At 39.5% G+C, this 26,005-nt stretch carries 20 protein-coding genes and 2 pseudogenes; 13 read left to right on the plus strand and 9 right to left on the minus strand.

The window, feature by feature from the left end; genetic code table 11:
• The first annotated feature begins 31 nt into the window (after positions 1 to 31).
• From BHF69_RS01450 to BHF69_RS01475, 6 genes are all read left to right on the plus strand, one after another.
• Complete coding sequence (locus BHF69_RS01450; RefSeq protein WP_075669290.1) at positions 32 to 739, plus strand: response regulator transcription factor; 708 nt, start codon at positions 32 to 34, stop codon at positions 737 to 739.
• Positions 714 to 2,822, plus strand: coding sequence for a sensor histidine kinase (locus BHF69_RS01455; RefSeq protein ID WP_242946080.1), 2,109 nt, complete (start codon positions 714 to 716; stop codon positions 2,820 to 2,822). Before BHF69_RS01450 ends, BHF69_RS01455 begins: the two co-directional genes overlap by 26 nt.
• Positions 2,823 to 3,139: 317 nt before the next feature.
• Positions 3,140 to 3,844, plus strand: coding sequence for a phosphoribosylaminoimidazolesuccinocarboxamide synthase (gene purC / locus BHF69_RS01460; protein ID WP_075669292.1), 705 nt, complete (start codon positions 3,140 to 3,142; stop codon positions 3,842 to 3,844).
• 49 nt (positions 3,845 to 3,893) lie between these two features.
• Positions 3,894 to 5,330, plus strand: a complete 1,437-nt coding sequence (gene purF / locus BHF69_RS01465; protein ID WP_075669293.1) for an amidophosphoribosyltransferase — start codon at positions 3,894 to 3,896, stop codon at positions 5,328 to 5,330.
• A gap of 42 nt (positions 5,331 to 5,372) precedes the next feature.
• Positions 5,373 to 6,803 carry an adenylosuccinate lyase gene (gene purB / locus BHF69_RS01470; RefSeq protein WP_075669294.1) on the plus strand — a complete coding sequence of 477 codons (1,431 nt, stop codon included), beginning with the start codon at positions 5,373 to 5,375 and terminating at the stop codon, positions 6,801 to 6,803.
• 141 nt (positions 6,804 to 6,944) lie between these two features.
• On the plus strand, positions 6,945 to 7,973 hold the full coding sequence (locus tag BHF69_RS01475) for a 3-deoxy-7-phosphoheptulonate synthase (protein WP_075669295.1): 1,029 nt from the start codon (positions 6,945 to 6,947) through the stop codon (positions 7,971 to 7,973).
• A gap of 339 nt (positions 7,974 to 8,312) precedes the next feature.
• Here BHF69_RS01475 and BHF69_RS01480 read toward each other — a convergent pair whose 3' ends face one another.
• Entirely contained in the window at positions 8,313 to 9,197 is an 885-nt protein-coding gene (locus BHF69_RS01480; protein WP_075669296.1) for a LysR family transcriptional regulator, read from the minus strand.
• Positions 9,198 to 9,277: 80 nt separating this feature from the next.
• Between BHF69_RS01480 and BHF69_RS01485 the strand changes: the two genes are divergently transcribed.
• Positions 9,278 to 10,201 (plus strand): diacylglycerol/lipid kinase family protein, encoded by a 924-nt coding sequence (locus BHF69_RS01485; RefSeq protein ID WP_075669297.1) that lies wholly within the window; start codon positions 9,278 to 9,280, stop codon positions 10,199 to 10,201.
• A gap of 59 nt (positions 10,202 to 10,260) precedes the next feature.
• On the opposite strand, the gene BHF69_RS01490 is transcribed toward BHF69_RS01485, so the two are convergent.
• Together BHF69_RS01490 and glmS are read right to left on the minus strand one after the other, a co-directional pair.
• Entirely contained in the window at positions 10,261 to 10,923 is a 663-nt protein-coding gene (locus BHF69_RS01490) for an HAD family hydrolase (RefSeq protein ID WP_083650916.1), read from the minus strand.
• A gap of 51 nt (positions 10,924 to 10,974) precedes the next feature.
• The gene (gene glmS, locus BHF69_RS01495; protein WP_075669299.1) at positions 10,975 to 12,795 is read right to left on the minus strand and encodes a glutamine--fructose-6-phosphate transaminase (isomerizing); all 1,821 of its coding nucleotides are present in this window, start codon (positions 12,793 to 12,795) and stop codon (positions 10,975 to 10,977) included.
• Positions 12,796 to 13,293: 498 nt separating this feature from the next.
• Here glmS and BHF69_RS01500 point away from each other — a divergent pair, with 498 nt between their 5' ends.
• From BHF69_RS01500 to yihA, 6 genes are all read left to right on the plus strand, one after another.
• Entirely contained in the window at positions 13,294 to 15,402 is a 2,109-nt protein-coding gene (locus tag BHF69_RS01500; RefSeq protein WP_242946081.1) for an LTA synthase family protein, read from the plus strand.
• A gap of 120 nt (positions 15,403 to 15,522) precedes the next feature.
• Positions 15,523 to 16,803 carry a trigger factor gene (tig, locus tag BHF69_RS01505; protein ID WP_075669300.1) on the plus strand — a complete coding sequence of 427 codons (1,281 nt, stop codon included), beginning with the start codon at positions 15,523 to 15,525 and terminating at the stop codon, positions 16,801 to 16,803.
• 102 nt (positions 16,804 to 16,905) lie between these two features.
• Complete coding sequence (gene clpP, locus BHF69_RS01510) at positions 16,906 to 17,487, plus strand: ATP-dependent Clp endopeptidase proteolytic subunit ClpP (protein ID WP_075669301.1); 582 nt, start codon at positions 16,906 to 16,908, stop codon at positions 17,485 to 17,487.
• A 7-nt stretch (positions 17,488 to 17,494) separates the two neighbouring features.
• On the plus strand, positions 17,495 to 18,799 hold the full coding sequence (clpX, locus tag BHF69_RS01515) for an ATP-dependent Clp protease ATP-binding subunit ClpX (protein ID WP_075669302.1): 1,305 nt from the start codon (positions 17,495 to 17,497) through the stop codon (positions 18,797 to 18,799).
• Between the two features lie 65 nt (positions 18,800 to 18,864).
• Positions 18,865 to 21,165, plus strand: a complete 2,301-nt coding sequence (lon, locus tag BHF69_RS01520) for an endopeptidase La (RefSeq protein WP_075669303.1) — start codon at positions 18,865 to 18,867, stop codon at positions 21,163 to 21,165.
• Between the two features lie 12 nt (positions 21,166 to 21,177).
• Positions 21,178 to 21,777, plus strand: coding sequence for a ribosome biogenesis GTP-binding protein YihA/YsxC (gene yihA / locus BHF69_RS01525; RefSeq protein WP_075669304.1), 600 nt, complete (start codon positions 21,178 to 21,180; stop codon positions 21,775 to 21,777).
• A 53-nt stretch (positions 21,778 to 21,830) separates the two neighbouring features.
• On the opposite strand, the gene BHF69_RS01530 is transcribed toward yihA, so the two are convergent.
• From BHF69_RS01530 to BHF69_RS14795, 6 genes and pseudogenes are all read right to left on the minus strand, one after another.
• Complete coding sequence (locus BHF69_RS01530; RefSeq protein WP_075669305.1) at positions 21,831 to 22,352, minus strand: DUF4364 family protein; 522 nt, start codon at positions 22,350 to 22,352, stop codon at positions 21,831 to 21,833.
• A gap of 22 nt (positions 22,353 to 22,374) precedes the next feature.
• Positions 22,375 to 23,331 carry a TIGR01212 family radical SAM protein gene (locus BHF69_RS01535; protein ID WP_075669306.1) on the minus strand — a complete coding sequence of 319 codons (957 nt, stop codon included), beginning with the start codon at positions 23,329 to 23,331 and terminating at the stop codon, positions 22,375 to 22,377.
• Position 23,332: 1 nt separating this feature from the next.
• Positions 23,333 to 24,481: an NAD(P)-dependent malic enzyme gene (locus tag BHF69_RS01540; protein WP_075669307.1), complete on the minus strand. Its 1,149-nt coding sequence runs from the start codon at positions 24,479 to 24,481 to the stop codon at positions 23,333 to 23,335.
• 195 nt (positions 24,482 to 24,676) lie between these two features.
• Entirely contained in the window at positions 24,677 to 25,855 is a 1,179-nt protein-coding gene (locus BHF69_RS01545; protein ID WP_075669308.1) for an RNA-guided endonuclease InsQ/TnpB family protein, read from the minus strand.
• A pseudogene (locus BHF69_RS14790) lies at positions 25,785 to 25,945 on the minus strand (IS607 family transposase); the annotation flags it as partial. The pseudogene BHF69_RS14790 and the gene BHF69_RS01545, both read right to left, overlap by 71 nt.
• Positions 25,926 to 26,005: pseudogene (locus BHF69_RS14795) on the minus strand (MerR family DNA-binding transcriptional regulator); the annotation flags it as partial. The pseudogenes BHF69_RS14790 and BHF69_RS14795, both read right to left, overlap by 20 nt.

Genomic DNA, 26,005 nt, shown 5'->3' on the forward strand with positions numbered 1-26,005 from the left:
TATAAAGTCAGGAACAAGGAGGAGGAGAATTATGAGCCAGGAAACAATTTTAGTTGCAGATGACGACAGAGAAATCGTAAGGGCAATACAAAAGCTTTTGGAGATGGAGGGCTATCGTGTGCTCTGCGCATACAATGGGTTGGAAGCCTTAGAGCAGCTGGTGGAACAGGAAGTTCATCTGATCATCTTAGACATTATGATGCCGAAAATGGATGGATTATCCACAATGATGAAGATTCGAGAGAGTAAAAATATTCCGATCTTACTATTATCTGCCAAGACAGAAGAAAGCGATAAGGTTTTGGGACTTTCTATGGGAGCGGACGATTATATCTCTAAGCCATATCAGCCAGCTGAGCTGGTGGCCAGAGTAAAATCCTCTCTGCGCCGGTACCTGTATCTGGGTAACCGGGAAAAGGCAAAGGAAGAAAAGAGCAATGCCATTGAGAATGGAGGGCTGCTCCTGAATCTGGATGAAAAGCAGATCTATGTGGATGGTGATCCAGTGAAGCTGACTGCTACCGAATATCGCATTGTAGAGCTTCTTATGAAGAACAGAGGCAGAGTCTTTTCAGCAGAGGAAATCTACGAAAGAGTGTGGAAGGAACAGGCATTTGCAACAGAGAATACAGTGATGGTTCATATTCGACGAATCCGGGAAAAAATAGAGATCAATCCCAAAGTTCCGAAATATTTAAAGGTGGTGTGGGGAATTGGATATAAAATGGAAAAATATTAGCAGACAAATTTTTACATGGTGTGCAGTGGCTGTGATATTGGTGTTTACCTTTGTCGGAGTCGGAGAAGTACAGATACTAGTTGAGGGAATTGAGTCAGGAAATGAGCTGATTGGCAATGAATTTGAGATTGGGGACTATTTTTCAGGAACCAGCTTTGAAAAAAGTAGTACTTATGAAAGGTATTGCAGCAGAGTTTTGGAAGCAAATCTGACCCAGTATGTAAGAACAGGAAAGTTTAAAGGGGTGGATCAGCATCTGAATGCTGATGTGGAAGGAACCATCCAGTATCAAACTTCTGGAAAAAAGAAAAAGCTTCAGTATGGAGATAAAATCACCCAAAAGGATGTTCAGGATGGAATTGGTATTATAAAGGCAGAAGTAACGCTGCAAGTAGATTCATCCGAGTACTATGATGAGAATGGGCGTCTTAAGACTGTAAAGGATTACTATCTGGAAGCAGTTGGTAATTATGACAACGTTCATTATTATGGGGATACCAATGTTTACCGGATGAAGGATGATGCCATCGATATTCGAGATGTTGAAAACATACAGTTGACGATTCGAATTCCTTCTGCACGGATTCAGGAAGTGAAAAATGCCTGGGAGCATTGGAAAGTTCAGTGCAAAGATTCTGTTTCATTACTTACTATATACTGTGGAATCATTCTGGCAGCATTGATCGTACTTATCATTGCTGATTCACCAAAGGCCAGAAGCAGATTTGGAGCATGGGTAGATGGAATCTGGTTAGAAATTCTTCTGATTTTTATGGGAGGAAGCGGAGTACTGGCAGTAGTGTGTGCCGTTGGAAGTATTTCTCTTTACTTTGAACATTTTAGCAGTTACCTGATCAATTGGTGTTATGCAGGAATGCTGATCTTAGAGTTGGTCTTTGGATATTGCTTTATGTCCATGGTTCGTAGAATTAAAGAGCGAAAATTGATCAAAAGCTCTGTATGCTATAAGGCAATACATTTTACGAAAGAAGCTGTGGTCGGTCAGAAGAAGGAATGGGATTATTGGAAGAATAAGCAGTCCAGTACACTGACTAAGAAGGAAAAGGAATTAAAGCGGAAGAGAAGAAGTCTGATCATCATTGGGATTGCAGGTGTGATCTGTACACTTTTCCTGCTGGGTGGTTTCTTCCCATTTGGAATCTTATGTGGATGCTTCATGGTACTTCTTTTTAAAAAGATGTTCTATGATTACCAAAGAGATATTCAGGACCTTCTGGATCTAGAAAAGGTATTGCAGCAGATTTATGAGATTTCTAACGGTAATCTTCGGGCACAGACGGATATTGAGGAAGACTCTCTCTATTACAAAGCAACGAAGGATCTGGAGAGCATTGGACAGGGAATGGAAAAGAGTGTAGAAGAACAGTTAAAGGGAGAAAGGATGAAGATTGATCTGATCACCAATGTATCCCATGACCTTAAGACACCTCTCACGTCCATTATCAGCTATGTGGATCTGCTTGCTAAGGATGAGACGCTGTCTGATGAGGCAAGGGATTATGTAACTATTCTGGGACAGAAATCCGAGAGACTGAAAAATATCGTTGTAGATTTGTTTGATCTGGCCAAAAGCACCAGTGGCAACGCAAAAGTGGATTTCTCCATTCTAGATATGAGAAAGCTGATGGATCAGACTATGGTGGAGATGGAGGATAAGATTCAGGCAAGTGGTTTTGAAATTGTTACAGATTATGAGGTGGAGCAGGCGCATTTTGAGGGAGATGCCAACCGGATGTACCGGGTAGTACAAAATATCTTGGAAAATGCATTAAAGTATTCTCTGAAGGGGTCTAGAATCTACATTCGTATTTGTGAAGAAGAAGGAAAATGGATGTTGTCCATCAAGAATACGGCCTCCTACCGTATGCAGTTTACCGAAGAAGAAATCCTGGAGAGATTCTATCGAGGGGATAAGTCCAGAACAACAGAAGGAAATGGATTGGGATTGTCCATTGCACAGAGCTTTACCGGGCTTTGTGGAGGGGATTTCAAGATAAAGATTGATGGAGATCAATTCATGGTGAAACTTTTATTTCCGAAAAAAGAGTTAAGCATAGGATAAAGAGATTTATGACAGGAGCCATTGCTCTAAAAAAGAAATTTGATTGGAGTTTCTTTTTGGGCATGGCTTCTTTTTTATTATTTCGTTGAAAATGGGAGGTGAATTTCTTTATGAGATGAAAAATAAGAAGAAAAAATTTGAAATAATGTAAGTTTTTTTGGATAAAATATGAAAAAAATAAAATTCTTGCACAATTATTTGTAAGAAATGTGGTTTGCTTTTGAACATAAAGTATGATAACATTTTAAAGGATACGTTTGCTTAAATCGTATGAATGCCGATTTAGGCTGAGAGAGAGTATTTGGAAAGGGGTATTTATGGAAAAGAGAGAGCTCTTATATGAAGGGAAGGCGAAAAAGGTATTTAAAACAAACGATCCGGATTTACTAATTGTTGATTATAAAGACGATGCAACCGCATGGAATGGAGAGAAGAAAGGAACGATTCCAGGAAAAGGTGCGGTGAACAATCGTATGACTAATTATATATTCAGAATATTAGAAGAAAAAGGAATTCCAACTCATTATGTTCAGGAATTGAGCGATAGAGAAACGGTTGTAAAGAAGGTTAAGATCCTGCCACTGGAAGTGATCGTCCGTAATGCTGCAGCTGGAAGCTTCAGTAAGCGACTGGCTGTTGAGGAAGGTCTCGAATTGCTAAATCCGACGGTAGAATTTTGCTATAAGGATGATAGATTAGGTGATCCGTTGATCGATGCTTCTTATATGCCTGCACTAGGAATTGCGTCTCAGACAGAGATGAATAAGATGGTAGAATATGCACTTACGATCAATGAGATATTGATGCCATTTCTGGAAGAGAAGAAGCTTCGGCTGGTGGATTTTAAACTTGAGTTTGGAAGATATATGGATCAGATTATCTTAGCCGATGAGATTTCCCCAGATACCTGTAGACTGTGGGATACAGAGACCAATGATAAGATGGATAAAGATCGCTTTCGCCAGGATCTAGGAGAGGTGGAAGAAGCTTACATTGAGGTAGCCAGACGATTGGGATTATAATTACATATTAATAATTTAATATAAATACAAATAAACCAGGAGGATATGCATGTTGAGAGCATCAGAAGAGAATTTTGACCATTTAAAAGAAGAATGTGGTGTCTTTGGAATGTATGATTTTGACGGCAATAACGTAGCATCTTCAATCTACTATGGATTGTTTGCTTTGCAGCACCGGGGACAGGAAAGCTGCGGAATTGCAGTGAGCGATACGAATGGATCAAGAGGCAATATAGTATCAAAAAAAGGCATGGGATTGTGCAATGAAGTATTTACTCCAGAGGATTTAGGTAGTCTGAACGGAGATATCGGCGTTGGACATGTACGTTATTCTACAGCAGGAGAAAGCTGTATCGAGAATGCACAGCCATTGGTATTAAATTATATTAAAGGTACTTTAGGACTGGCGCACAATGGAAATTTGATTAATGCATTGGAGCTTAGAAAAGAATTGGAGCATGATGGTGCGATTTTTCAGACGACCATTGATTCCGAAGTGATTGCTTATCATATCGCAAGACAGCGTGTGAAGACAAAGACAGTAGAAGATGCGGTTAAGAATGCTGCGAAGAAGATCAGAGGCGCATATGCCTTGGTAGTTATGTCTCCAAGGAAGCTGATGGGATTAAGAGATCCTTTTGGATTTAAGCCGCTTTGTATCGGTAAGAGAGACAATGCATATATTCTGGCGTCTGAAAGCTGTGCATTAGATACTATCGGTGCGGAATTTATCCGTGATGTAGAGCCTGGAGAATTGGTAACCATTACTCCAGACGGAATTGTATCTGATAAGAGTCTGTGCCTGAAAGAAGAAGAAAGAGGAAGATGTATCTTCGAATATATCTATTTTGCAAGACCAGACAGTTATATCGATGATATCAGTGTATATCAATCCAGAGTGAAGGCCGGAAGATTCCTGGCACAGGATTCACCAGTAGAGGCAGATCTGGTCGTAGGGGTACCAGAATCAGGAAATCCGGCAGCACTTGGCTATGCGATGGAGTCTGGCATTCCATATGGAACAGCATTTGTGAAGAATACTTATGTGGGACGTACCTTTATTAAACCAAAGCAGAGTAGCCGTGAATCCAGTGTGCAGGTGAAGTTGAACGTTCTTCGTGGAGCCGTGGAAGGGAAAAGGATCATTATGATCGATGATTCCATCGTACGAGGTACGACCAGCGACCGTATCGTAAAAATGCTTCGCGATGCCGGTGCCAAGGAGGTTCATGTACGTATTAGTTCACCTCCGTTTTTATGGCCTTGTTACTTTGGAACCGACGTTCCGGCAAGAGAACAGTTGATTGCCTATAACCGAACCATCGATGAGATTTGTGAAGTAATCGGTGCAGATTCTCTTGGTTATCTGGAAATTGACCGTCTAGAAGAGCTGGTCGGAGGCTTGAGTATCTGTAAAGGCTGCTTTACCGGAACATATCCAATGGAACCGCCGAAAGAAGATATTCGGGGAAATTATGACAAATAACAATTATACAAGAGCAGAGATAGGAAAAGGAGAAAGAAAAAGATGACAGATCGTTACCAAAGTCCATTATCTGAACGTTATGCAAGCAAAGAGATGCAGTATATTTTCTCTCCAGATAAGAAGTTTAAAACATGGAGAAAATTATGGATCGCATTAGCAGAAGTAGAACACGAATTGGGATTGAATATTACTCAGGAACAGATTGATGAGTTAAAGGCTAATGCAGAAGATATCAACTATGATGTGGCAAAAGCACGTGAAAAAGAAGTGCGCCATGATGTTATGTCTCATGTATATGCATATGGACAGCAGTGTCCGAAGGCAAAAGGAATCATCCATTTAGGAGCAACTTCCTGTTATGTAGGGGATAATACGGATATTATCATCATGACAGAAGCTTTGCGTCTTGTGAAGAAGAAATTGATCAACGTGATTGATGAATTATCTAAATTTGCTATGGAATACAAGGATCTTCCAACACTTGCATTTACACATTTCCAGCCTGCGCAGCCAACCACCGTTGGAAAGCGTGCAACATTATGGTTAATGGATCTGCTTCTTGACTTAGAAGATTTGGATCATGTAATCGATAATATGAAACTGTTAGGTTCCAAAGGAACGACAGGAACACAGGCAAGCTTCCTGGAATTATTTGAAGGAGATCATGAGACAATCAAGAAGATTGATGGAATGATCGCAGAGAAGATGGGATTTTCTGCATGTCAGCCAGTATCCGGACAGACATATTCACGTAAAGTAGATTCTCGTGTACTCAATGTCTTAAGCGGAATTGCACAGTCTGCACATAAATTCTCCAATGATATTCGTCTGCTCCAGCATCTGAAAGAAGTTGAAGAGCCATTTGAAAAGAGCCAGATCGGTTCCTCAGCCATGGCTTATAAGCGTAACCCAATGAGAAGCGAAAGAATTGCATCTCTGGCAAATTACGTAATGTCAGATGCTATGAATCCAGCACTGGTAGCTTCTACACAGTGGTTTGAAAGAACCTTAGACGATTCTGCCAATAAGCGTCTTTCTGTCCCAGAAGGATTCCTGGCAATTGATGGAATTTTAGACTTATATTTAAATGTAGTAGATGGACTGGTTGTATATCCTAAGGTAATCGAATCACGTCTGATGAAGGAATTACCATTTATGGCAACAGAGAATATCATGATGGATGCCGTAAAAGCTGGTGGAGACAGACAGGAACTGCATGAAAAGATTCGTCAGCATTCTATGGCTGCTGGAAGGGTTGTAAAAGTAGAAGGAAAGGAAAATGATCTTCTGGAACGTATCGCTGCAGATCCAGCATTCGGAATGACAATGGAGCAGCTTCAGGCTATTATGGAGCCAAAGAACTTTGTTGGTCGTGCACCACAGCAGACAGAAGAATTTATTACAGAGGTTATCAATCCTATCTTGGAATCTAATAAAGATATTCTTGGAATGAAAGCAGAAATTAACGTATAAAAATTGCTTGGTATCATAATAAAATAAAAAAAATAACTCTAGGTCTTGACAAATGTCGGATTTAGAGTTATTTTTTATACGAACACTTTAATGCGTTGAAGTGAAAGAGTATTTAAATATAAAATAGAGAGGGATAAAACTATGCAGATGAAATTTATTAAAAAATTACCAATTCCAATGGAGATTAAGGAGCAGTTTCCTGTATCCGAAAAAGTAAAGCAGATTCGTGAAACACGTTTAAAAGAGATGGAGGATATCTTTACTGGAAAAGATGATCGTCTCTTATTGATCATTGGACCTTGTTCTGCGGACAATGAAGAGTCTGTTATGGATTATACATATCGATTGGCAGATATGCAGGATAAAGTAAAGGATCGGATTATGATCGTTCCAAGAATTTATACGAATAAGCCTAGAACGACAGGAGAAGGCTATAAAGGAATGGTCCATCAGCCGGATCCTGAGAAAAAACCGGATATGCTGGAAGGAATTATTTCCATTCGTAAGCTTCATACACGTGCAGTAGAGGAAACGGAAATGATTTGTGCGGATGAGATGTTGTATCCGGAAAATCATAAATACCTTTCTGATATTTTAGGGTACGTAGCCGTTGGCGCCCGTTCTGTAGAGAATCAGCAGCATCGTCTGACAGCTAGCGGGGTAGGAATTCCTGTGGGAATGAAGAATCCAACTTCTGGAGATCTTACTGTAATGATGAATTCCATAACAGCTGCACAGAGCCAGCATACATTCTTATATCGTGGATGGGAAGTACAATCAGAAGGAAATCCATTTGCTCATGCGATTTTACGTGGACTGGTAAATCGACATGGACAGAACCGTCAGAATTATCATTATGAAGATTTGATCCGTTTATATGAATTATATCAGGAAAGAGATCTTGCAAATCCATCTGTAGTTGTGGATTGTAACCATTCTAATTCATGCAAGCAATATTTGGAGCAGATCCGTATCAGTAAGGAGGTACTGCACAGCTGCCGTCATTCTGCAGAAGTAAAGAGCCTGGTAAAAGGATTGATGATTGAAAGTTATATTGAGGATGGTAATCAGAAGATTGGAGAAGGAATTTACGGAAAATCCATTACTGACCCTTGTCTGGGATGGGAGAAGACGGAACGATTGATTTATGATCTGGCAGATCAGTTATAATTTGCAATCATTCAATATTAGAATTAATTGATGCAAAACAATCATTGGAAATTTATCGATTTTTATATTATAGTAATACGTGTCATGACAGGAAAGACAGTAGGTAAGATTTAAGATTGCCTGAAGAACCGAATACGGTTTTACTAAGTAATAAAATCGATGAATCCGTCCAATAAAAGTAATAGGGTAGAAAAAATTTAACACACACACATCAAAATATTTTAAGTATCCTCCGACGGATTGTCAGTTTACAAAAGGGATTGTCAGTTAATATCAAAGTTTAACCTTTTTGATCCCAATAGGAGCATCCTTACAGGAATCAATGTTTTAATGGCGTTGCTATTCTCTGTAAGGATGTTTTTTCTTACAATATTCCCAGAAATCTATTTCCAGTGGAGAGTGAAAGTCTTCCTTTCTCCGAATCATAAAAAAGATATTTTCCCAGTGTGGTTCAGTAATGGGGATGGCAACCAGGCCATGTCGTTCCACGTTTGGAAATTTTGGCATGACGGCAATTCCAAAGCCACAGGATACCATCTCTGCGATCAGCTCGTCCTGTTCCACCTCGTAGGCTACTTTCGGATAACGATGAATCTGCTCGAAGAACTCATCCATAGAAGGGCGCAGAGCACTTTTGGTACTGAAGATGATCTGTGGATATGGAAGGGTATCCATCAGGGATACTGCTGTCTGGGATGCCAGAGGATGCTCTGGGTGTACGATCACAGACATCTCCTGTTTGCTATATGGGAAGGCTTCAATGTCGTTCTTCCAATCGCTTCGGAAGCAAAAGCCAATATCATAACGGCCGTCTCGAACTCCCTGAAGGACATCTGGAGTATTGCCGGTATAAAAATGAAAGTTTGCACAGCAGTCAGTATCCGTCTTATATTCACGAACCAGATTAGGGAGCAGATGGCTGGCAAGCCTTGTAATGCCCGCCAGATGAAGGGCACCACCGCCCTCTAAGATGTTAGAGAAGGAATCTGTGCATTTATCAACGAGAGAAATAATCTTTTCCGCATCATTTTGCAGCAGTCGTCCATATTGGTTTAGTGTGATGTTACGTCCTTTTTTTCGAAAAAGTGGGACGCCAAGCTCATCCTCCAGGGAAGAGATGGCGTGGCTTAATCCAGGCTGTGAGATGGATAATTCTTCTGCAGCAGCTCCGTAATGTTCCAATCTGGATAATACGAGAAAATATCTTAAATGTTCAAAATTCATAGCAAAATCCCCTTTTATAAAATACATATACTTATATTCTATGGTACAATAGATTTAATGAAAAAGCAAAGGAGAAAGGTATGTTATACTTTGTAATTAATCCAGGGGTAAGTCGGACAGGATATGGATGGTTTGTCTGGAAGCAGCTGGAGAAGGAATTAAAAAGAAGAGGGGAGATTTATCAATATTATGTGACGAAAAGACCGAAGGAAGCGGTTCTTTATGCAAAGAGGCTGACTGCAGGAACGAGAAAAAGAAGGATTATTGTTCTTGGCGGAGATGGAACACTGAATGAATTTTTAAATGGAATGGAACGGACAAAGGGAATCGAATTGGGGTATATTCCCGTGGGATCTGGTAATGATTTTGCCAGAGGAATGAAGATTTCAAAGTGTTATAAGAAGGAATTTGTCCGGTTATTGGATCATCCGCGCAGAATGAGCCTGGATTATGGCATTGTGACAGCTCCATCCGGCAGGGAAAAAAGATTTTTTGTCAGTGCAGGTATGGGATATGATGCCAGGGTATGCTATAAAGCCAATCATACCAAAATAAAAAAAGTTTTAAATCGCATGCGGATGGGCAAGCTGGTGTATCTGGTTGTTGGACTTAAGTATCTGATCGGAGCGGAGGTTTTTCATGGTTCTCTGGAAGTGGATGGAAGAAAGGTATTGGAGGGAGAAGGATTCTTTTTCGCATCTGTTCATATACTGCCATACGAGGGAGGGGGATTTTGCTTTTGTCCAAATGCAGATCCGGAGGATGGCTATCTGGATATATGTGTGGCAAAGGGAATTTCCAAGTGGAAGATTCCGTTTATCATTCCTCTGGCATTGATGGGCCGGCATACAAAGTGCAAGGGTGTATATCAATTCCGTTGCAAAGAAGCGGTAATGCGAAGTGAAAGTGGCCAGTATGTACATACGGATGGAGAGACACGGGGCCAAGAGCAGAAAGTCAAGATTGATATTTCCAAAGAGAAGATTATGTTTATCCGGGGATAGAGTAGGAATGAGAAAAAATAACGCCATTGACCAAAGTATATTGGCCAGTGGCGTTAAAATTATTTGTTCATAATCGTTTGGCACATTTCCATGGTTACCTGAGAAAAGTAAGGAACCACTTTGGTAGCAGAAGACAGGTCCTGATTGCCGAATGCCGGATTGGCAAATCCGATGGATTTCATTCCGGCGCGGTTGGCAGCTAACAGACCGTTTTTGGAATCTTCGATAACCAGGCATTCCTCAGGCTTTAGATCTAAAGCGCTGGAAGCTCGTAAGAATACTTCTGGATGTGGCTTGGATTCCTTACAATCTGTTCCGGTGATAAAGGCCTGAAAATATTTGCGGATACCAAATAAATCCACAACACGGTTAATTTCAGACATTGGGGAGGAAGAAGCGATAGCAAGTGACAGGCCATGGTCGTAGAAATATTTGATCAGGTCGATGACACCAGGAAGCGGATGAAGACCATCCCGTTCTTCCATGATTGCCCGCTTTTTATTTACCATATCTACACATTGGTCGATGGTGAGGGGAAGATGAAATTCCCGGATGATGGTTCCCCACATATATTCATTGGTAACTCCGATAAACTGATCCTGATATTCATCGGAGGTGATGATGCCGTGTTCTCTTAGAACTTCATCGGTAGCAATCTTATATCCAGGTTCCGTATCTACGATAACTCCATCCATGTCGAAAATAACTGCTTTTAACATCATACATTCTCCTTAAAAAAAGCCTCCGTGTAAAAACACGAAGGCAATTAAAATTTATTCTACGGTTACTGATTTTGCAAGGTTACGAGGCTGGTCAACATTGTATCCTCTGTAAACAGTAGTATGGTAAGCTAACAGCTGCATTGCAACTGTAACTCCAAAACCAGCGAAGAAGTCATCTGTCTTAGGTACCTGGATCAGATCATCATATAATCCATCATAACCAGATACATCTTCATCAGTAATGAAGATTACGTGTGCGCCACGTGCTTTTACTTCCTCTACATTTGCCACTGTTTTAGAGAAGATATGATCCTGAGTAGCAACAGCGATGATTGGCACACCTTCTGTAACAAGTGAAATCGTACCATGTTTTAACTCTCCTGCATTGTATGCTTCAGAGTTTACATAAGAAATTTCTTTTAATTTTAAAGAACCTTCGCATGCAACTGCATAATCTAATCCTCTTCCTAAATAGAAAGCAGAATAGGTATCTTTGATTTTGTATGCGATAGTCTTGATATATTCATCCATTTCTAATACAGGACCGATAGTCTTAGTTGCTTCTACGAATTTGTCCAGATAAGAAGCAATTTCTTCATCGTTTAAAATGCCGTTGATCTCTGCTAATTTCATTGTGATCAGATACATACCACAGCACTGTACAGTAAATGCTTTTGTACTTGCAACTGCGATTTCCGGACCAGCATGTGTATATAATACATAATCGCTTTCACGGGCGATACTAGAACCTTTTACGTTAACGATGGACATAGTCTTAGCACCACGTTCATTGGCAAGACGAAGTGCAGCAAGGGAGTCTGCTGTCTCACCGGACTGTGTGATTACGATTACCAGTGTATGTTCATCCATGATAGGATTCATATAACGGAATTCGGAAGCAATCTCTACAGTAACAGGGATGCGGATCAGGGATTCAATGATGCTTCTTCCTACTAATCCAGCATGCATTGCAGTTCCGCATGCAGTGATGATTACACGGTTGATATCTTTAAACAGGTCATCGCTGATATGGTCTGCAGAGAAATCAACTTTACCATTATGGATACGAGGCATGATCGTATTCGCAACTGCTTCAGGCTGATCATAGATTTCTTTCTGCATGAAGTAATCATATCCACCTTTTTGTGCAGCAGTCGTATCCCAGTCAACATGAAGCATCTTAGGCTCTACTTCTTTTTCGTCCATAGTATATAAAGTAATCGCGTCTTTTTCCAGTACAACAATGTGGTGTTCTGGTACAACGAAATAATCCTTGGAATAAGGAATCAATGCAACTACGTCAGATCCGATATAAGAACCGTCTTCTGTATGTGTTGCAACCAATGGGCTTGCGTTACGCATGCAGTAGATAGTACCTGGTCTGTCTTTGAACATAACACAGAAACCATAAGCACCTTCTAAGATGTCATCTGCTTTTTTTAAAGCATCAAATGGATCACCTTCGTATAAAGAGTCGATCAGTAATGCTGCGATTTCAGTATCTGTCTCAGAAACAGGAGTATATCCTTTCTTTGCCAGATCAGCAGCGACTTCCTTATAGTTTTCAATAATTCCATTATGAATCAATGTTACTTTAGGTGTCTGATGGGGGTGAGCGTTCACAGTTGTAACACCGCCATGAGTAGCCCAGCGGGTATGACCGATTCCGCAAGTTCCATGAGTTCCTTCTGTAGCAGCAACCTTGTCGCGCAATTCTGCAACCTTACCAGTTGTCTTGATGACCTTTGTCTGATCATCCTGAACAAGTGCGATTCCTGCACTGTCATAACCGCGGTACTCTAAACTCTGTAAGCCATTGATTAAAATATCTGCTGCCTGACTGGTTCCTGTAAATCCAATAATTCCACACATATTGAAAAATCTCCTTTTATTCTATTGTTTGTTATTATCATATGGTGGTTTTTCATGCTTTGGTAATCCTGAATCTGTTTCCGAAATTACTTCCAGGGTTTGCCAGGAAATACGTGTCCAAAGCGACACGGAAAAGCATCCGCCGAATCTTCGATAACTTTTCTCCTCGTCATCCTACCCTTATTATCACGAACGAGCAGGATCTGGCGCTTGCTATTTGTCTAAAAAAATCTCCTTTCCTGTATTTGATCATTGGGAAGAAAAACCGGAATTCCCTAAAATCTCAATAAACATTATCATCAACGTATGAAAAAGTCAAGTTAAAAAAGTATAAACTGAGAAAGTGCAAGGGAATTCTTCTATATAATGGGAAACGTAATTTCTAACAAAAAATTAACATTTTTATAATATTAAGAAAATTATAAGAGTTTTTATATGGATAGTTTTTTTTGAAAATGCTATAATAGCAATGTTAATTTAGGATAGAATAGGTGAATTATGATGAAGGAACGATTAAAACAACTAAGAAATATCAAAAATTGCATAAAGGAAAAAATTAAATTTGTGTTAAGGCCATTTGGAAGAGGAATTGCTTATGTGATGAAGGCGTTATATAAGAAACCTCTTCTGTTGAATCTGATTTTATCTTTGCTGTTAGCAACGGTATTAGAATTCTGTGGAAGACAGACGTTCGATGTGAGTACGCTGGAATTTATCACTGAGAATACACCGATGTTCTTATATAGTGTATTTATTATTTTCTTCTCATATTCCATTGTTTTGATTGTAAGTCGGCGTATTTTTCTATACATAGTCATATCAGCATTATGGGGGATTGTGGGCCTTGTAAACTTTATGATGCTTAGCAGCCGTAATACACCATTTACCTATGTAGATGTTACGTTGATGAAATCAGTACTTCCAGTTATCACAAATTATTATTCCATTCCAGAGATTATTGGGATGGCAGCTATGATTATGATTGGACTTGTTCTGCTGGTAACTGGATTTTTATATCTTCCTACGGAAGAGAAAAAGGAAGGAAAGGATCAAAGGCGTAAGTTTATACGTAATCTTTCAGGAGTGATCATCATTGCGGCAGCGTTTATCGGAACGACACAATATGGATTAAAGAATGGATTTATTACAACAGAGATTCATAATATCCGTCTGGCATATTCTGATTATGGTACTCCATACTGTTTTAGTGTTACCGCATTGAAGACGGGAATCGATCGTCCAAGCAATTATTCAGAAGAACATATGAAGAAGATCGTAAAGAATGTGGAAGATGCCAGCGAGAAAGAAGTAAAAAAATCAAATGTAAAAAAGAAAAAGCCGAATATCATTTTTGTCCAGCTGGAATCTCACTTTGATATTACTCAGGTAAAAGGTGTAAAGTTTAATAAGGATCCATTGGAAAATTTCCATAAATATATGAGAGAATATTCTTCCGGTCATACAATGATGCCATCCTATGGGGCAGGTACTGCTAATACAGAGTTTGAGATCATGACACAGATGGATCTGGATGTGTTCGGTGCAGCAGAATATCCATATAAGACAGTATTACAGGAGAAAACAACCGAAAGTGTTCCTACTGATTTAAAGGCAGAGGGATATACTGCACATGCTATTCACAATAACAGTGCTGCATTCTATGACAGAGATTTGGTATTTTCCAATTTGGGATATGATACCTTTACTTCAAAAGAATGTATGGATATTAAGAAATGGACGGAGAATGGTTGGGCAGAGGATGCGATTCTGACAGAACAGATTAATGACGTCTTGGATTCTACGGAGGATCAAGATTTTATCTATACCATTTCCGTGCAGGGACATGGTGATTATCCAACTACAGAGGTCCTGGAGAATCCAACGATCGAAGTAGAAGGAATTGAGGATGAGGCACTCCGTAACAAATATATCTACTATGCGAATCAGGTAGATGAGATGGATGATTTCGTAAAACAATTAGTAGAATCCCTGGAGAAACGGGATGAAGAGACGATTCTGGTTATGTATGGAGATCATTTACCGAGCTTGGGAATTGAAGATGAGGATCTGACCTATGGTAATAAATATTGGACAAGCTACTTTATCTGGGATAACATAGGATTGAAAAAGCAGGATGGCAACATCGAAGCATATCAGCTGGCTTCTACGATTATGGATCGAATTGGCATTCACGATGGCATCTTAACAAAGTTCCACCAGACACAAAAGGGCTCCGATACATATCTGAAAAATCTTACAGATCTGCAGTATGACATTTTCTATGGAAAGAATTATATTTACGATCAGGAAAATCCATATAAGCCTACGGATATTACTTTTGGATGTCGGAATCTGGAGGTAACCAAGATATATGAATCTGATGACAGTATATTTATTGTCGGTAATAATTTTACCAATTACTGTAATGTTCTGGTAGCAGGCAATAAAATCTCCACGACCTTCCATAATGAGCATCTTCTGGAGATTTCCAAAGAGGATATTCAGGACGGAGATGTATTCGAAGTGGATATTATCAGTAAAGCACCAAGAACTCTCCGAAGATCCGCAGAATATCAGTATAAAAAAGGAATTGATGAGGAAAAGTAGTGGACACGATATTTGTGTTATGATATAATTACAAAATGTCTAACGTGGAAAGTTATGATAGTTTTTCCGACTGAGATAAGAAATACAGTATAGAAGATAAATTTTAGGAGGATTTGTGAAATGAGTTTACAAGTTGAAAAATTGGAACATAATATGGCTAAGCTGACCATTGAAGTGGATGCGGAAGAATTTAAAAAAGCGACAACAGAAGCTTATAAAAAACAGAAAAAGAACTTCAACATTCCTGGATTCAGAAAAGGAAAAGTACCTCAGGCTTTCATTGAAAAGATGTATGGACCAGAAGTATTTTATGAAGAAGCAGCGAATATTATTATTCCAAAAGCTTATGCAGAAGAAATGAAAGACTGCGATTTGGAAATCGTTTCCAGACCAGAAGTGGATATTGAACAGATTGAAAAAGGAAAACCATTTATCTTTACTGCAGAAGTTGCTTTAAAACCAGAAGTAACTTTAGGTGAATACAAAGGATTAGAAGTAGAAGTAACTGTAGAAGAAGTAACAGATGAAGAAGTTTCTGCAGAATTAGTAAAACAGCAGGAAGAAAATGCAAGAGAGATCACAGTAGAAGACCGTGCGATTGAAAATGGTGATATTGCATTGATCGATTACTCTGGATCTGTTGATGGTGAAAAATTTGAAGGTGGTACTGCTGAAAACCAGACATTAGTCATTGGATCTGGATCCTTCATCGATAACTTTGAAGAACAGTTGATCGGTAAGAATATTGGTGAAGAAGTAGAAGTTCATGTAACCTTCCCAGAAGAATATCATGCACCAGAATTAGCTGGAAAACCAGCTGTATTCGAAGTAAAGATCAATGGAATCAAAGTAAAAGAATTACCAGTGATCGATGATGAATTTGCATCTGAAGTATCTGAATTTGATACATTAGACGAATACAAAGCAGATATCAGAGCAAAATTAGTAGAACAGAAAGAAAAAGCTGCTCAGACAGAAAAAGAAAACAAAGTTGTAGATAAAGCTGTGGAAAATGCATCTATGGATATTCCAGAAGCTATGATCGAAGAACAGACAAATCAGATGGCTCAGGAATTTGCACAGAACTTAAGCTACCAGGGATTACAGTTAGAACAGTACTTCCAGTTCACAGGAATGACTCAGGAAAAATTCATGGAAGACTTAAAACCACAGGCTAAGAAACGCATCGAATCCAGATTATTATTAGAAGCTGTTGTTGCAGCTGAGAATATCGAAGCAACAGATGATGAATTAAATGCAGAAATCGCTAAGATGGCAGAAATGTATCAGATGGAAGCTGAAAAACTTCAGGGATTCATGGGAGATGCTGAAAAAGAACAGATGAAGAAAGACATCGCTGTTCAGAAAGCGGTTGATCTATTAGTTGCAGAAGCAAAATAATTGGCGTGTTTTTGTAAAGAACATGATCAGGTAATATGACAAGAAAAGAAAGGGAAGATACCTTCCCTTTCTTTGTACTATGTAAAGATAGGAGGAATTTCTATGAGTTTTGTACCTTATGTAATTGAACAAACTGGTAGAGGTGAACGTTCTTACGATATTTATTCAAGACTTTTAAAGGATCGAATTATCTTTTTAGGAGAAGAAGTAACAGATGTATCTGCGAATCTGGTAGTTTCTCAGATGCTTTTTTTGGAATCTGAAGATCCGGACAAAGATATTAGCTTTTATATTAATAGCCCAGGTGGATCCGTAGTGGCTGGTATGGCAATTTATGATACGATGCAGTATATCAAATGCGATGTATCTACCATTTGTATGGGTATGGCTGCCAGCATGGGTGCTTTCTTATTAGCTGGTGGAACGAAAGGAAAGAGAATGGCTCTTCCGAATGCAGAAATTATGATCCATCAGCCATCCGGCGGTGCTCAGGGGCAGGCAACGGATATTAAGATCGTATCCGATCATATTATAAAGACAAAACATAAATTGAACACTATTTTAAGTGAGAACACAGGACAGCCATATGAAAAGATTTGCGCGGATACAGAACGCGATAATTATATGTCCGCACAGGAAGCAATGGAATATGGACTGATCGACAGTGTAATTAGTAAGAGGTAGAGAATTAATGGCAGGAAGAATGGATGATAGAAAGCAGCTAAGATGCTCTTTCTGTAATAAATCCCAGGACCAGGTACGCAAGCTGATTGCAGGACCAAAGGCCAAGGGTGTCTACATTTGTGATGAATGTATTGAAGTCTGCAGTGAGATTATTGCAGATGAATTTGTTCCATATGAGAATCAGGATGGCATTAACTTATTAAAGCCAAAAGAAATAAAAGAATTTCTGGATGATTATGTCATTGGACAGGACGAGGCGAAAAAGGTTTTGGCTGTATCCGTATATAATCATTATAAAAGAATTCTGGCCAATGAGAATTCCGATGTTGAATTGCAGAAGAGTAATATTCTGATGCTTGGACCAACTGGCTCAGGTAAGACCTTATTAGCGCAGACTCTGGCAAGAGTATTAAATGTACCGTTTGCAATCGCAGATGCTACAGCACTTACTGAGGCTGGTTATGTGGGAGAAGATGTAGAAAATATCCTTCTTAAGATCATTCAGGCAGCAGATTATGATATTGAGCGTGCGGAATGTGGGATTATCTATATTGATGAGATTGATAAGATTACAAGAAAATCTGAGAATACTTCTATTACCAGAGATGTATCTGGGGAAGGCGTACAGCAGGCATTGTTAAAGATCATCGAAGGAACCACTGCTTCTGTCCCACCTCAGGGAGGGCGTAAGCATCCACATCAGGAATTCATTCAGATTGATACAACCAATATTTTATTTATTTGTGGTGGAGCCTTTGACGGACTGGAGAAAATTATCGAATCCAGAACCGGCAAGAAATCCATGGGATTTAATGCTGAGATTGAGCAGCAGAGCAAGAAGGATATTGGTATGCTATTGCAGCAGGTGCTTCCACAGGATCTGGTCAAATTTGGTTTGATCCCAGAATTTGTAGGCCGTGTTCCTGTAGTCGTTTCTTTAGATAAGCTGGATGAGGAAGCATTGGTAAGCATTCTGACAGAGCCAAAGAGTGCGATTGTGAAGCAATACTGTAAACTGTTTGAACTAGATGGCGTAGAGCTGGAATTTGAAGAAGAAGCATTAAAAGCAATTGCAAAACGTGCAATTGAGCGTAATACAGGAGCCAGAGGGCTTCGTGCGATTATGGAATCCGTGATCATGGATTTAATGTATCAGGTTCCATCTGATGAATATATTGAAAAATGTATCATTACCAAGGACGTAGTGGAAAACGGAGCAGATCCGGTCATTGTCCGTTCAGAGGAAAAGAAAGCAGTCAAAGCGCTGGCTGCGAAGAGAAGTGCAAAAAAGAATAACGGAGAAATCGCCTAAGATCAGGCTGCTTCATAGAGTTTGACTTTATGAGAGCAGCCTGTTTTGGGATATAAGGAGGAAATATGATTAGAGTATTACCTATGATTGCATTGAGAGGAAAGATTATATATCCGAAAACTACGGTACATTTTGATGTATCCAGAGAGAAATCTGCAGCCGCAGTACAGGAAGCTATGCAAAATAATCAGATGATTTTCCTGAGCAATCAGATGGATCCCAATGAGGAGAATCCAGATGCATCAGAGCTTTTTCAGATTGGGCTGGTAGCAAAAATCAAGCAGATCGTAAAACTGCCACAGAACCTGATTCGTGTATTCGTAGAGGGAATCGAACGTGGTAAAATTACAGAGGTCTGCGAAAGCAATCCATCCTTCCGCGTAGAAGTGGAAAGTGTGGAGACGATTCAGGAATTTGCTTCTTATGAAGAAGAGGCTTATATAGGCTATATGAAAAACGGGCTGGAAGCTTATTATGCAGAAAATGTAAAATTAAACCGGGAATTTGTTGGAAAGGTGCTTCATATGAATCGTCTGGAAGAGATGATCGATGAAATTGCAACCCATCTTCCATTTTCTTTGGAAAAGAAGCAGGATATTTTGGAAATTGCCGATTTGAAGCAGAGGGCAGAGAGAATGCTGGTGCTTCTGACAGAGGAATGCGAAATTGCAAGAGTGCAGAAGGATATCCAGATAAAGGTAAAAGCTGCTGTTGATAAAAGTCAGCGAGAGTATATGCTTCGGGAACAGATGCAGATTATCCGTAAGGAGCTGGGAGAAACCTCGATAGAAGAAGATGCAGATATTTTTCTGGAAAAAGTAGAGAAGTTAGAAGCATCTGAAGAAGTAAAGAAAAAAATTACAAAAGAAATCAATCGCTTTAAAAGCATGCCGGCTATGGCAGGAGATAGTGGTATGCTGCGTAATTATATTGAAACAATGCTGGAGATGCCTTGGAATCGTACAAAAGAAGAAAATCATGATATCATACAGGCATCCAGGATATTAGAAGAGGATCACTATGGTCTTAAGAAAATTAAGGAGAGAATCATAGAATTCCTTGCAGTTCGTACGCTTACCAAAAAAGGAGAAGCACCGATCATTTGCCTGGTGGGACCTCCTGGAACTGGAAAAACCTCCATTGGTAAGTCTATTGCCAGAGCATTGGATAAGGAATATGTAAGAATTTCTCTGGGTGGAGTACGAGACGAAGCAGAGATTCGTGGTCATAGAAAGACGTATATCGGAGCTATGCCAGGGCGTATTGCAGAGGCAATCAAGAAAGCAGGTGTGTGTAATCCACTGATTTTACTAGATGAGATTGACAAGACAGGAAAGGATCAGAGGGGGGATACGGCTGCAGCACTATTAGAAGTGCTGGATGGTGAGCAGAATGTGAATTTCAGAGACCATTATCTGGAGGTTCCTCTGGATTTAAGCGAGGTACTCTTTATCGCAACCGCCAATGATGCATCTATGATTCCAAAGCCACTGTATGACCGTATGGAAATCATCGAGGTTTCCAGTTATACAGAAAATGAGAAATTCCACATTGCCAAAGACTATCTTGTGGATAAACAGAAAAAAGCAAACGGCTTAAGTGGAGAACAACTCACATTTCGCAACGAAGCCTTAAAAGAAATGATTCGATTCTATACAAGGGAGGCCGGCGTTCGTTCTTTGGAGCATAAAATTGGCGATATTTGCCGTAAGACAGCCAGAATCATCCTGGAGAAGAAGAAAGAGCATATGACCATTACGAAAAAAATAGTACGGGATATGCTGGGAACGGCTCCATTTGATGAGGAAGATAACAACTTAGAGCCTCAATGTGGCGTGGTGAGAGGACTGGCATGGACCAGTGCAGGCGGCGATACGCTTCAGATTGAGGTCAACACGATGCCGGGCAAAGGGAAGCTTTTGCTTACCGGAAATCTGGGCGATGTGATGAAGGAATCTGCACAGATTGCAGTCAGCTACGTTCGTTCGATTGGTGAGTGCGAAAAGATTCCAGAAGATTATTTTGAAAATCATGACATTCATGTCCATGTTCCAGAGGGGGCAGTACCAAAGGATGGGCCATCTGCAGGGATTACCATCTCAACTGCAATCCTGTCTGCTGTAACAGAACGAAAGGTACGGGGCGATATTGCTATGACTGGAGAGGTGACCCTCCGTGGAAATGTACTTCCGATCGGAGGATTGAAGGAGAAGCTTCTGGCTGCCAAAAATGCAGGCGTAACAGAGGTCTTTCTTCCAATAAAGAATCAGAAAAATGTAAAAGATATTGATAAAGAGATTACTGGAGGTTTGGCGATTACATATGTATCCAATATGCGAGAGGTAATTTCCGGAGCATTTCTTTAGAAAGGAGCGCTTATGGTCATAAAATCAATTCATTTAGAGACGGTCTGTGGAATCACCAGTAAGATTCCAAAGAATACTCTTCCCGAGGTGGCATTTGCCGGAAAATCCAATGTAGGGAAATCTTCCCTGATCAACGGTCTGATGAATCGGAAGTCCTATGCAAGAACCTCTGCACAGCCGGGAAAGACTCAGACCATCAATTTTTATAATATTAATGAAGAATTATATTTTGTGGATCTGCCAGGATATGGCTATGCGAAAGTTTCCCAATCTGTCAAGGAAAAGTGGGGAAAGATGATCGAAGATTATCTGCATCAGTCAGAGCAGCTGGCAATCGTATTCCTGTTGGTGGATATTCGTCATGATCCATCTGCCAATGACTGTCAGATGTACGATTGGATTATCTCCAATGGTTATTATCCGGTTATTATTGCTACAAAACTGGATAAATTGAAAAGAAGCCAGGTGAAGAAGCATATCAATGCGATTCGTACCAAATTGAAATTGCGGGGGAATACACCAATCTTTCCATATTCTGCACTGACGAAGCAGGGCAGAGATGAGATTTGGGAGTTTATTGAAGAATTTGTCCTGAAACAGGAAGAAGAGTAGAAGATAAAAAAACGGAAATGTTCCAACAAGGGAATATTTCCGTTTTTCAATCATTACTTTAGCATAAGCTTTTCTACCAAATAGGAGTAGACATCAGAGCTGTCTTTATGCCAGTCATCACAGATAGCAATGGCCTGTTCTTTGGAAAGAACATTTAGTTTTAATTCTAATAAGACATTTCCTTTCTCCTTAATCTTACAGTCAACAAAATATTCTTCCTTTTTACTCGGATAGTAATCCGCAGTGATCTCTACTTCATTTCGCAGATGATACTTATTGTTCTCAAAATAAGTCATAATGTCCTGTTTGATTCCGTCAGAAATACGATCCTCGAACATCTCAATGGCTTCAACTCCAGCGGCTTCCAGATGATAAAGGGAGGAATTTCTGATATTTTCTACACGAATCATATCCGATTCAATCAATTCATTGATTGCTGTCTGAAGACTGAAGTAATTGGTATATCCCTGATCTAAAATAAATTCAGAAATCTGTGAATTGGTCAAAGGAAAATCCACTTTATACAGCATGTACAAAACGATTAATTTATAAAGGGTAGCTGCATCCTTTTGCATGTTTTGATCACTCCTTATTTTCTCATGAAGGAAATCGGTATTCCTCATGGATGGACACGCGGGTGCCCTGATAACTATTTCTTATTTTCATTTCATGGGCAATGGTATTGAGTACCAGCCGTTTATGTGTACTCCACAATGGAGCGATTAATAAATCCTTCGGTCCATCTCCAGTGATACGATGAATGACAATATCTTCTCGTATGTGCTCCAGACATAAAATAAGAAAATCTACATATTCTTCCAGAGAAAAGACTGGAAAAGGATTCTGTTCATATTCCTTTCCCATCTGGGTACCGGAAAGCACATGAAGCATAGAAAGCTTTACTCCATGAATGGGAAGATGATTTAGATAAGAAACAGATTCCAGCATCTGTTGTTTGGTTTCGCCGGGAAGTCCAAGAATCAGATGGACGACGATGGGAATCTGGCGGTTGGAAAGCGCATGGACGGCATCTTCAAATATATCCAGTTCATATCCCCGGTGAAAATGTTTTGCTGTTTCTTCATGAATGGTCTGTAGTCCCAATTCGATAAAAAGTGGCTTGATGCTCATAATCTCTTCTAAAAGGGATAAAATTTCATTCGGCAGACAATCTGGACGGGTACCGATGGAGATGGCCGCAATCTTTGGGTGATGGGCGGCTTCTAAAAACATGGAACGGAGACGTTCCACAGGTCCATAGGTGCTGGTAAATGCCTGAAAATAAGCGATGTATTGGTCTGTTTCTGCCTTCTTTGCGATCAATGTGATGCCTTCTTCAATCTGTTCGGTTATGGATTGATGAGAAGAAGAGGCAAAATCACCTGAGCCCTCCGCGCTGCAGAAGGTACATCCGCCAAATCCCAGAGTCCCGTCCCGATTGGGACAGGTACATCCGGCATCTAAAGATACTTTATATAATTTTTTTCCAAAATGCTCCTTAATATAGCTGTCAAAGGAATAGAACCGTTTGCCATGCCAGTTGGGATGACTCATCTTAAATATGATCCTTTACTGCCTTTGAAACCGTTTCTGCCAGTCTTGGATCAAAAGGTTCTGGAAGAATGCGGGTATCGCTTAATTCATCATCTGGAATTAAAGAAGCGATTGCAGTGGCAGCAGCCAGCTTCATCTCTTCTGTAATCTGAGAAGCGCGTCCTTCTAAGGCACCTTTAAAAATACCAGGGAAAACTTCTACATTATTCACCTGGTTTGGAAAATCAGAACGTCCGGTTCCAACGATACGGGCACCAGCTTCTTTGGCCAAATCTGGCATGATTTCAGGAACTGGATTGGCCATGGCAAAGATAATAGCATCTTTGTTCATGGAAGCGACCATTTCCTTCGTAACGATGCCTGGTGCAGATACACCTATGAAGATATCAGCGCCTTTTAATGCATCGGCAAGGGTTCCTTTGGCATTGGAAAGGTTGGTAACTTCTACCATCTCTTTCTGTGCCCAGTTCAGACCTTCAGAGTCCTTACCAAGAATGCCGGAAATATCACACATGGTTACATTCTGAAATCCATAGCGGAGTAAAAGCTTTCCAATGGCCATGCCGGCAGAGCCTGCTCCATTGATCACGACCTTGCTGCTTTCCTTTGTACGCCCCGTTACCTTCATGGCGTTGATGACACCTGCCAGTACAACAATGGCAGTTCCATGCTGATCATCATGAAAGACTGGAATGTCCAGAAGCTCTTTTAAGCGGTTTTCAATTTCGATACATCGTGGAGCAGAAATATCCTCCAGATTGATACCGCCAAAAGCAGGTGCGATTCGAACGACGGTTTCTACAATTTCATCGACATCCTGAGTATCCAGGCAGATTGGAAAGGCGTTGACATTGGCAAATTCCTTAAAAAGAACAGCCTTTCCCTCCATAACCGGCATAGCAGCCTTGGCACCGATATTGCCAAGGCCCAGAACCGCGCTTCCGTCGGAAACAACAGCAACCGTGTTGGATTTGATCGTATATTCATAGACAGCTTCCGGATCTTGTGCAATGACTTTACATGGTTCTGCAACACCTGGTGTATAGGCAAGTGCAAGATCTTCCTTAGAAGCAACTTTACATTTGGCAGTAGTTTCTATTTTTCCGGCCCATTCCTTATGAAGTGCCAGAGCTTTTTCATTGGTTGTCATCTGCGATATCCTGCCACTCAAAATATGGACAAATATATCCATATCGAGATATTGAAAGTTTTCACAAACTTTTCTTACTGCTTCATCCTGTATGCTTTTGCGATTACAAGTAATACGCTACTCACAAGTTCTTGTACAGTCCACAGTCGTAAATTCCCGACTAAAGCCATCGGTACATGCCTACAAACGCTTGTTTTATGCTATTTTGTAGGATATTGCATCTCTTAAATTAAGGCTTGCATTATAATCTCTATCAGCATGATATCCACACTCACAAATATATTCTCTATCAGAAAGTTTTAAATCTCTCTTAATACAACCACATTCATGACATAGCTTACTTGATGGATACCATCTATCTACAATTCTTAATTCAATTCCCAGTTCTTTGCATTTTGCTTCAAGTTTTGTTCTAAACTCATAGAATTTCTGTGAAGCAACTGCTTTAGACAGATGCTTATTCTTCATCATTCCTTTTACATTCAAATCTTCAATGGTAATATAAGATGGTTTGGTTTTCACTATCTCATTTACACATTTATTGATATAATCGGTACGAATATTGTCTATTCTATGATGAAGTTTCTGTACCTTTAAGACTTGTTTTTGAATATTTTGTCTAGTGGCTTCTCCTTTCATTTTATTGTTGCGTTTTTTTAAGTCTTCGTATTTTCTCGATAGACAACGCTGTTCTCTTTTTAATTGTTTCTCTAATTTTCTTATTTTTGCAGTTTTATTGATATTTTTCTTTGTAATACCATTACTAATAATTGCAAAATCTTTAAGTCCCAAATCAATCCCTAATCCAAAATTATTTAATTGTGGTTTATTCCAATCAGGAATCTCTATTAAAACTGATACATAATATCTTCCAGCCTTGCAGGAGACTGTACCACTTTTAATCACATATCCTTGCTTTGTTGTTGGAATGTAACCCTTTTCTTTTAATCTTACCCATCCAAGAGTAGGGATATTAATTCGATGTCTTTCACAGAAACAATCTTTTGGATTATTTTTCACAAAATACATTTTCACATCTGACTTATTCTTTTTTTTAAATCTGGGAAATCTACTTTGCTTTTTAAAAAATCTGGTAAAAGCAGTATACGCATTTTCCATGGATTTTTTAACTGACTTAGAACTCACATCTTTTATCCATAAATATTCTGGACTATTTAGTAGAAATTCATTATTTAGCCATACACTAAAAGATTTTGCTGTCATAAATTTTTCACCTTTGTTATAAAGTTCTTTATTATGGGCAATATAAAAATTATAAATAAATCTACAAGTTCCAATTGTTTTATTTATCTTTTGTATTTGTTCCTGCGTTGGGTTTATTTCCGTTTTGTAACTCTTTCGCAATTTCCTCATCCCCCTTTATCTGATTTTTATTTACTTGCGAAATCCATACAATCTACAACTGAACACATGTAATATTGATATAATATCTTCTGTTAGTTGGAGTACGATTTGCTTTGAGAATTCCATCTCTGTCCCAACGTTGAAGAGTTTTTACTGACA

The organism is Anaerostipes sp. 992a, assembly GCF_001940245.1.
GTDB lineage: Bacteria > Bacillota > Clostridia > Lachnospirales > Lachnospiraceae > Fimousia.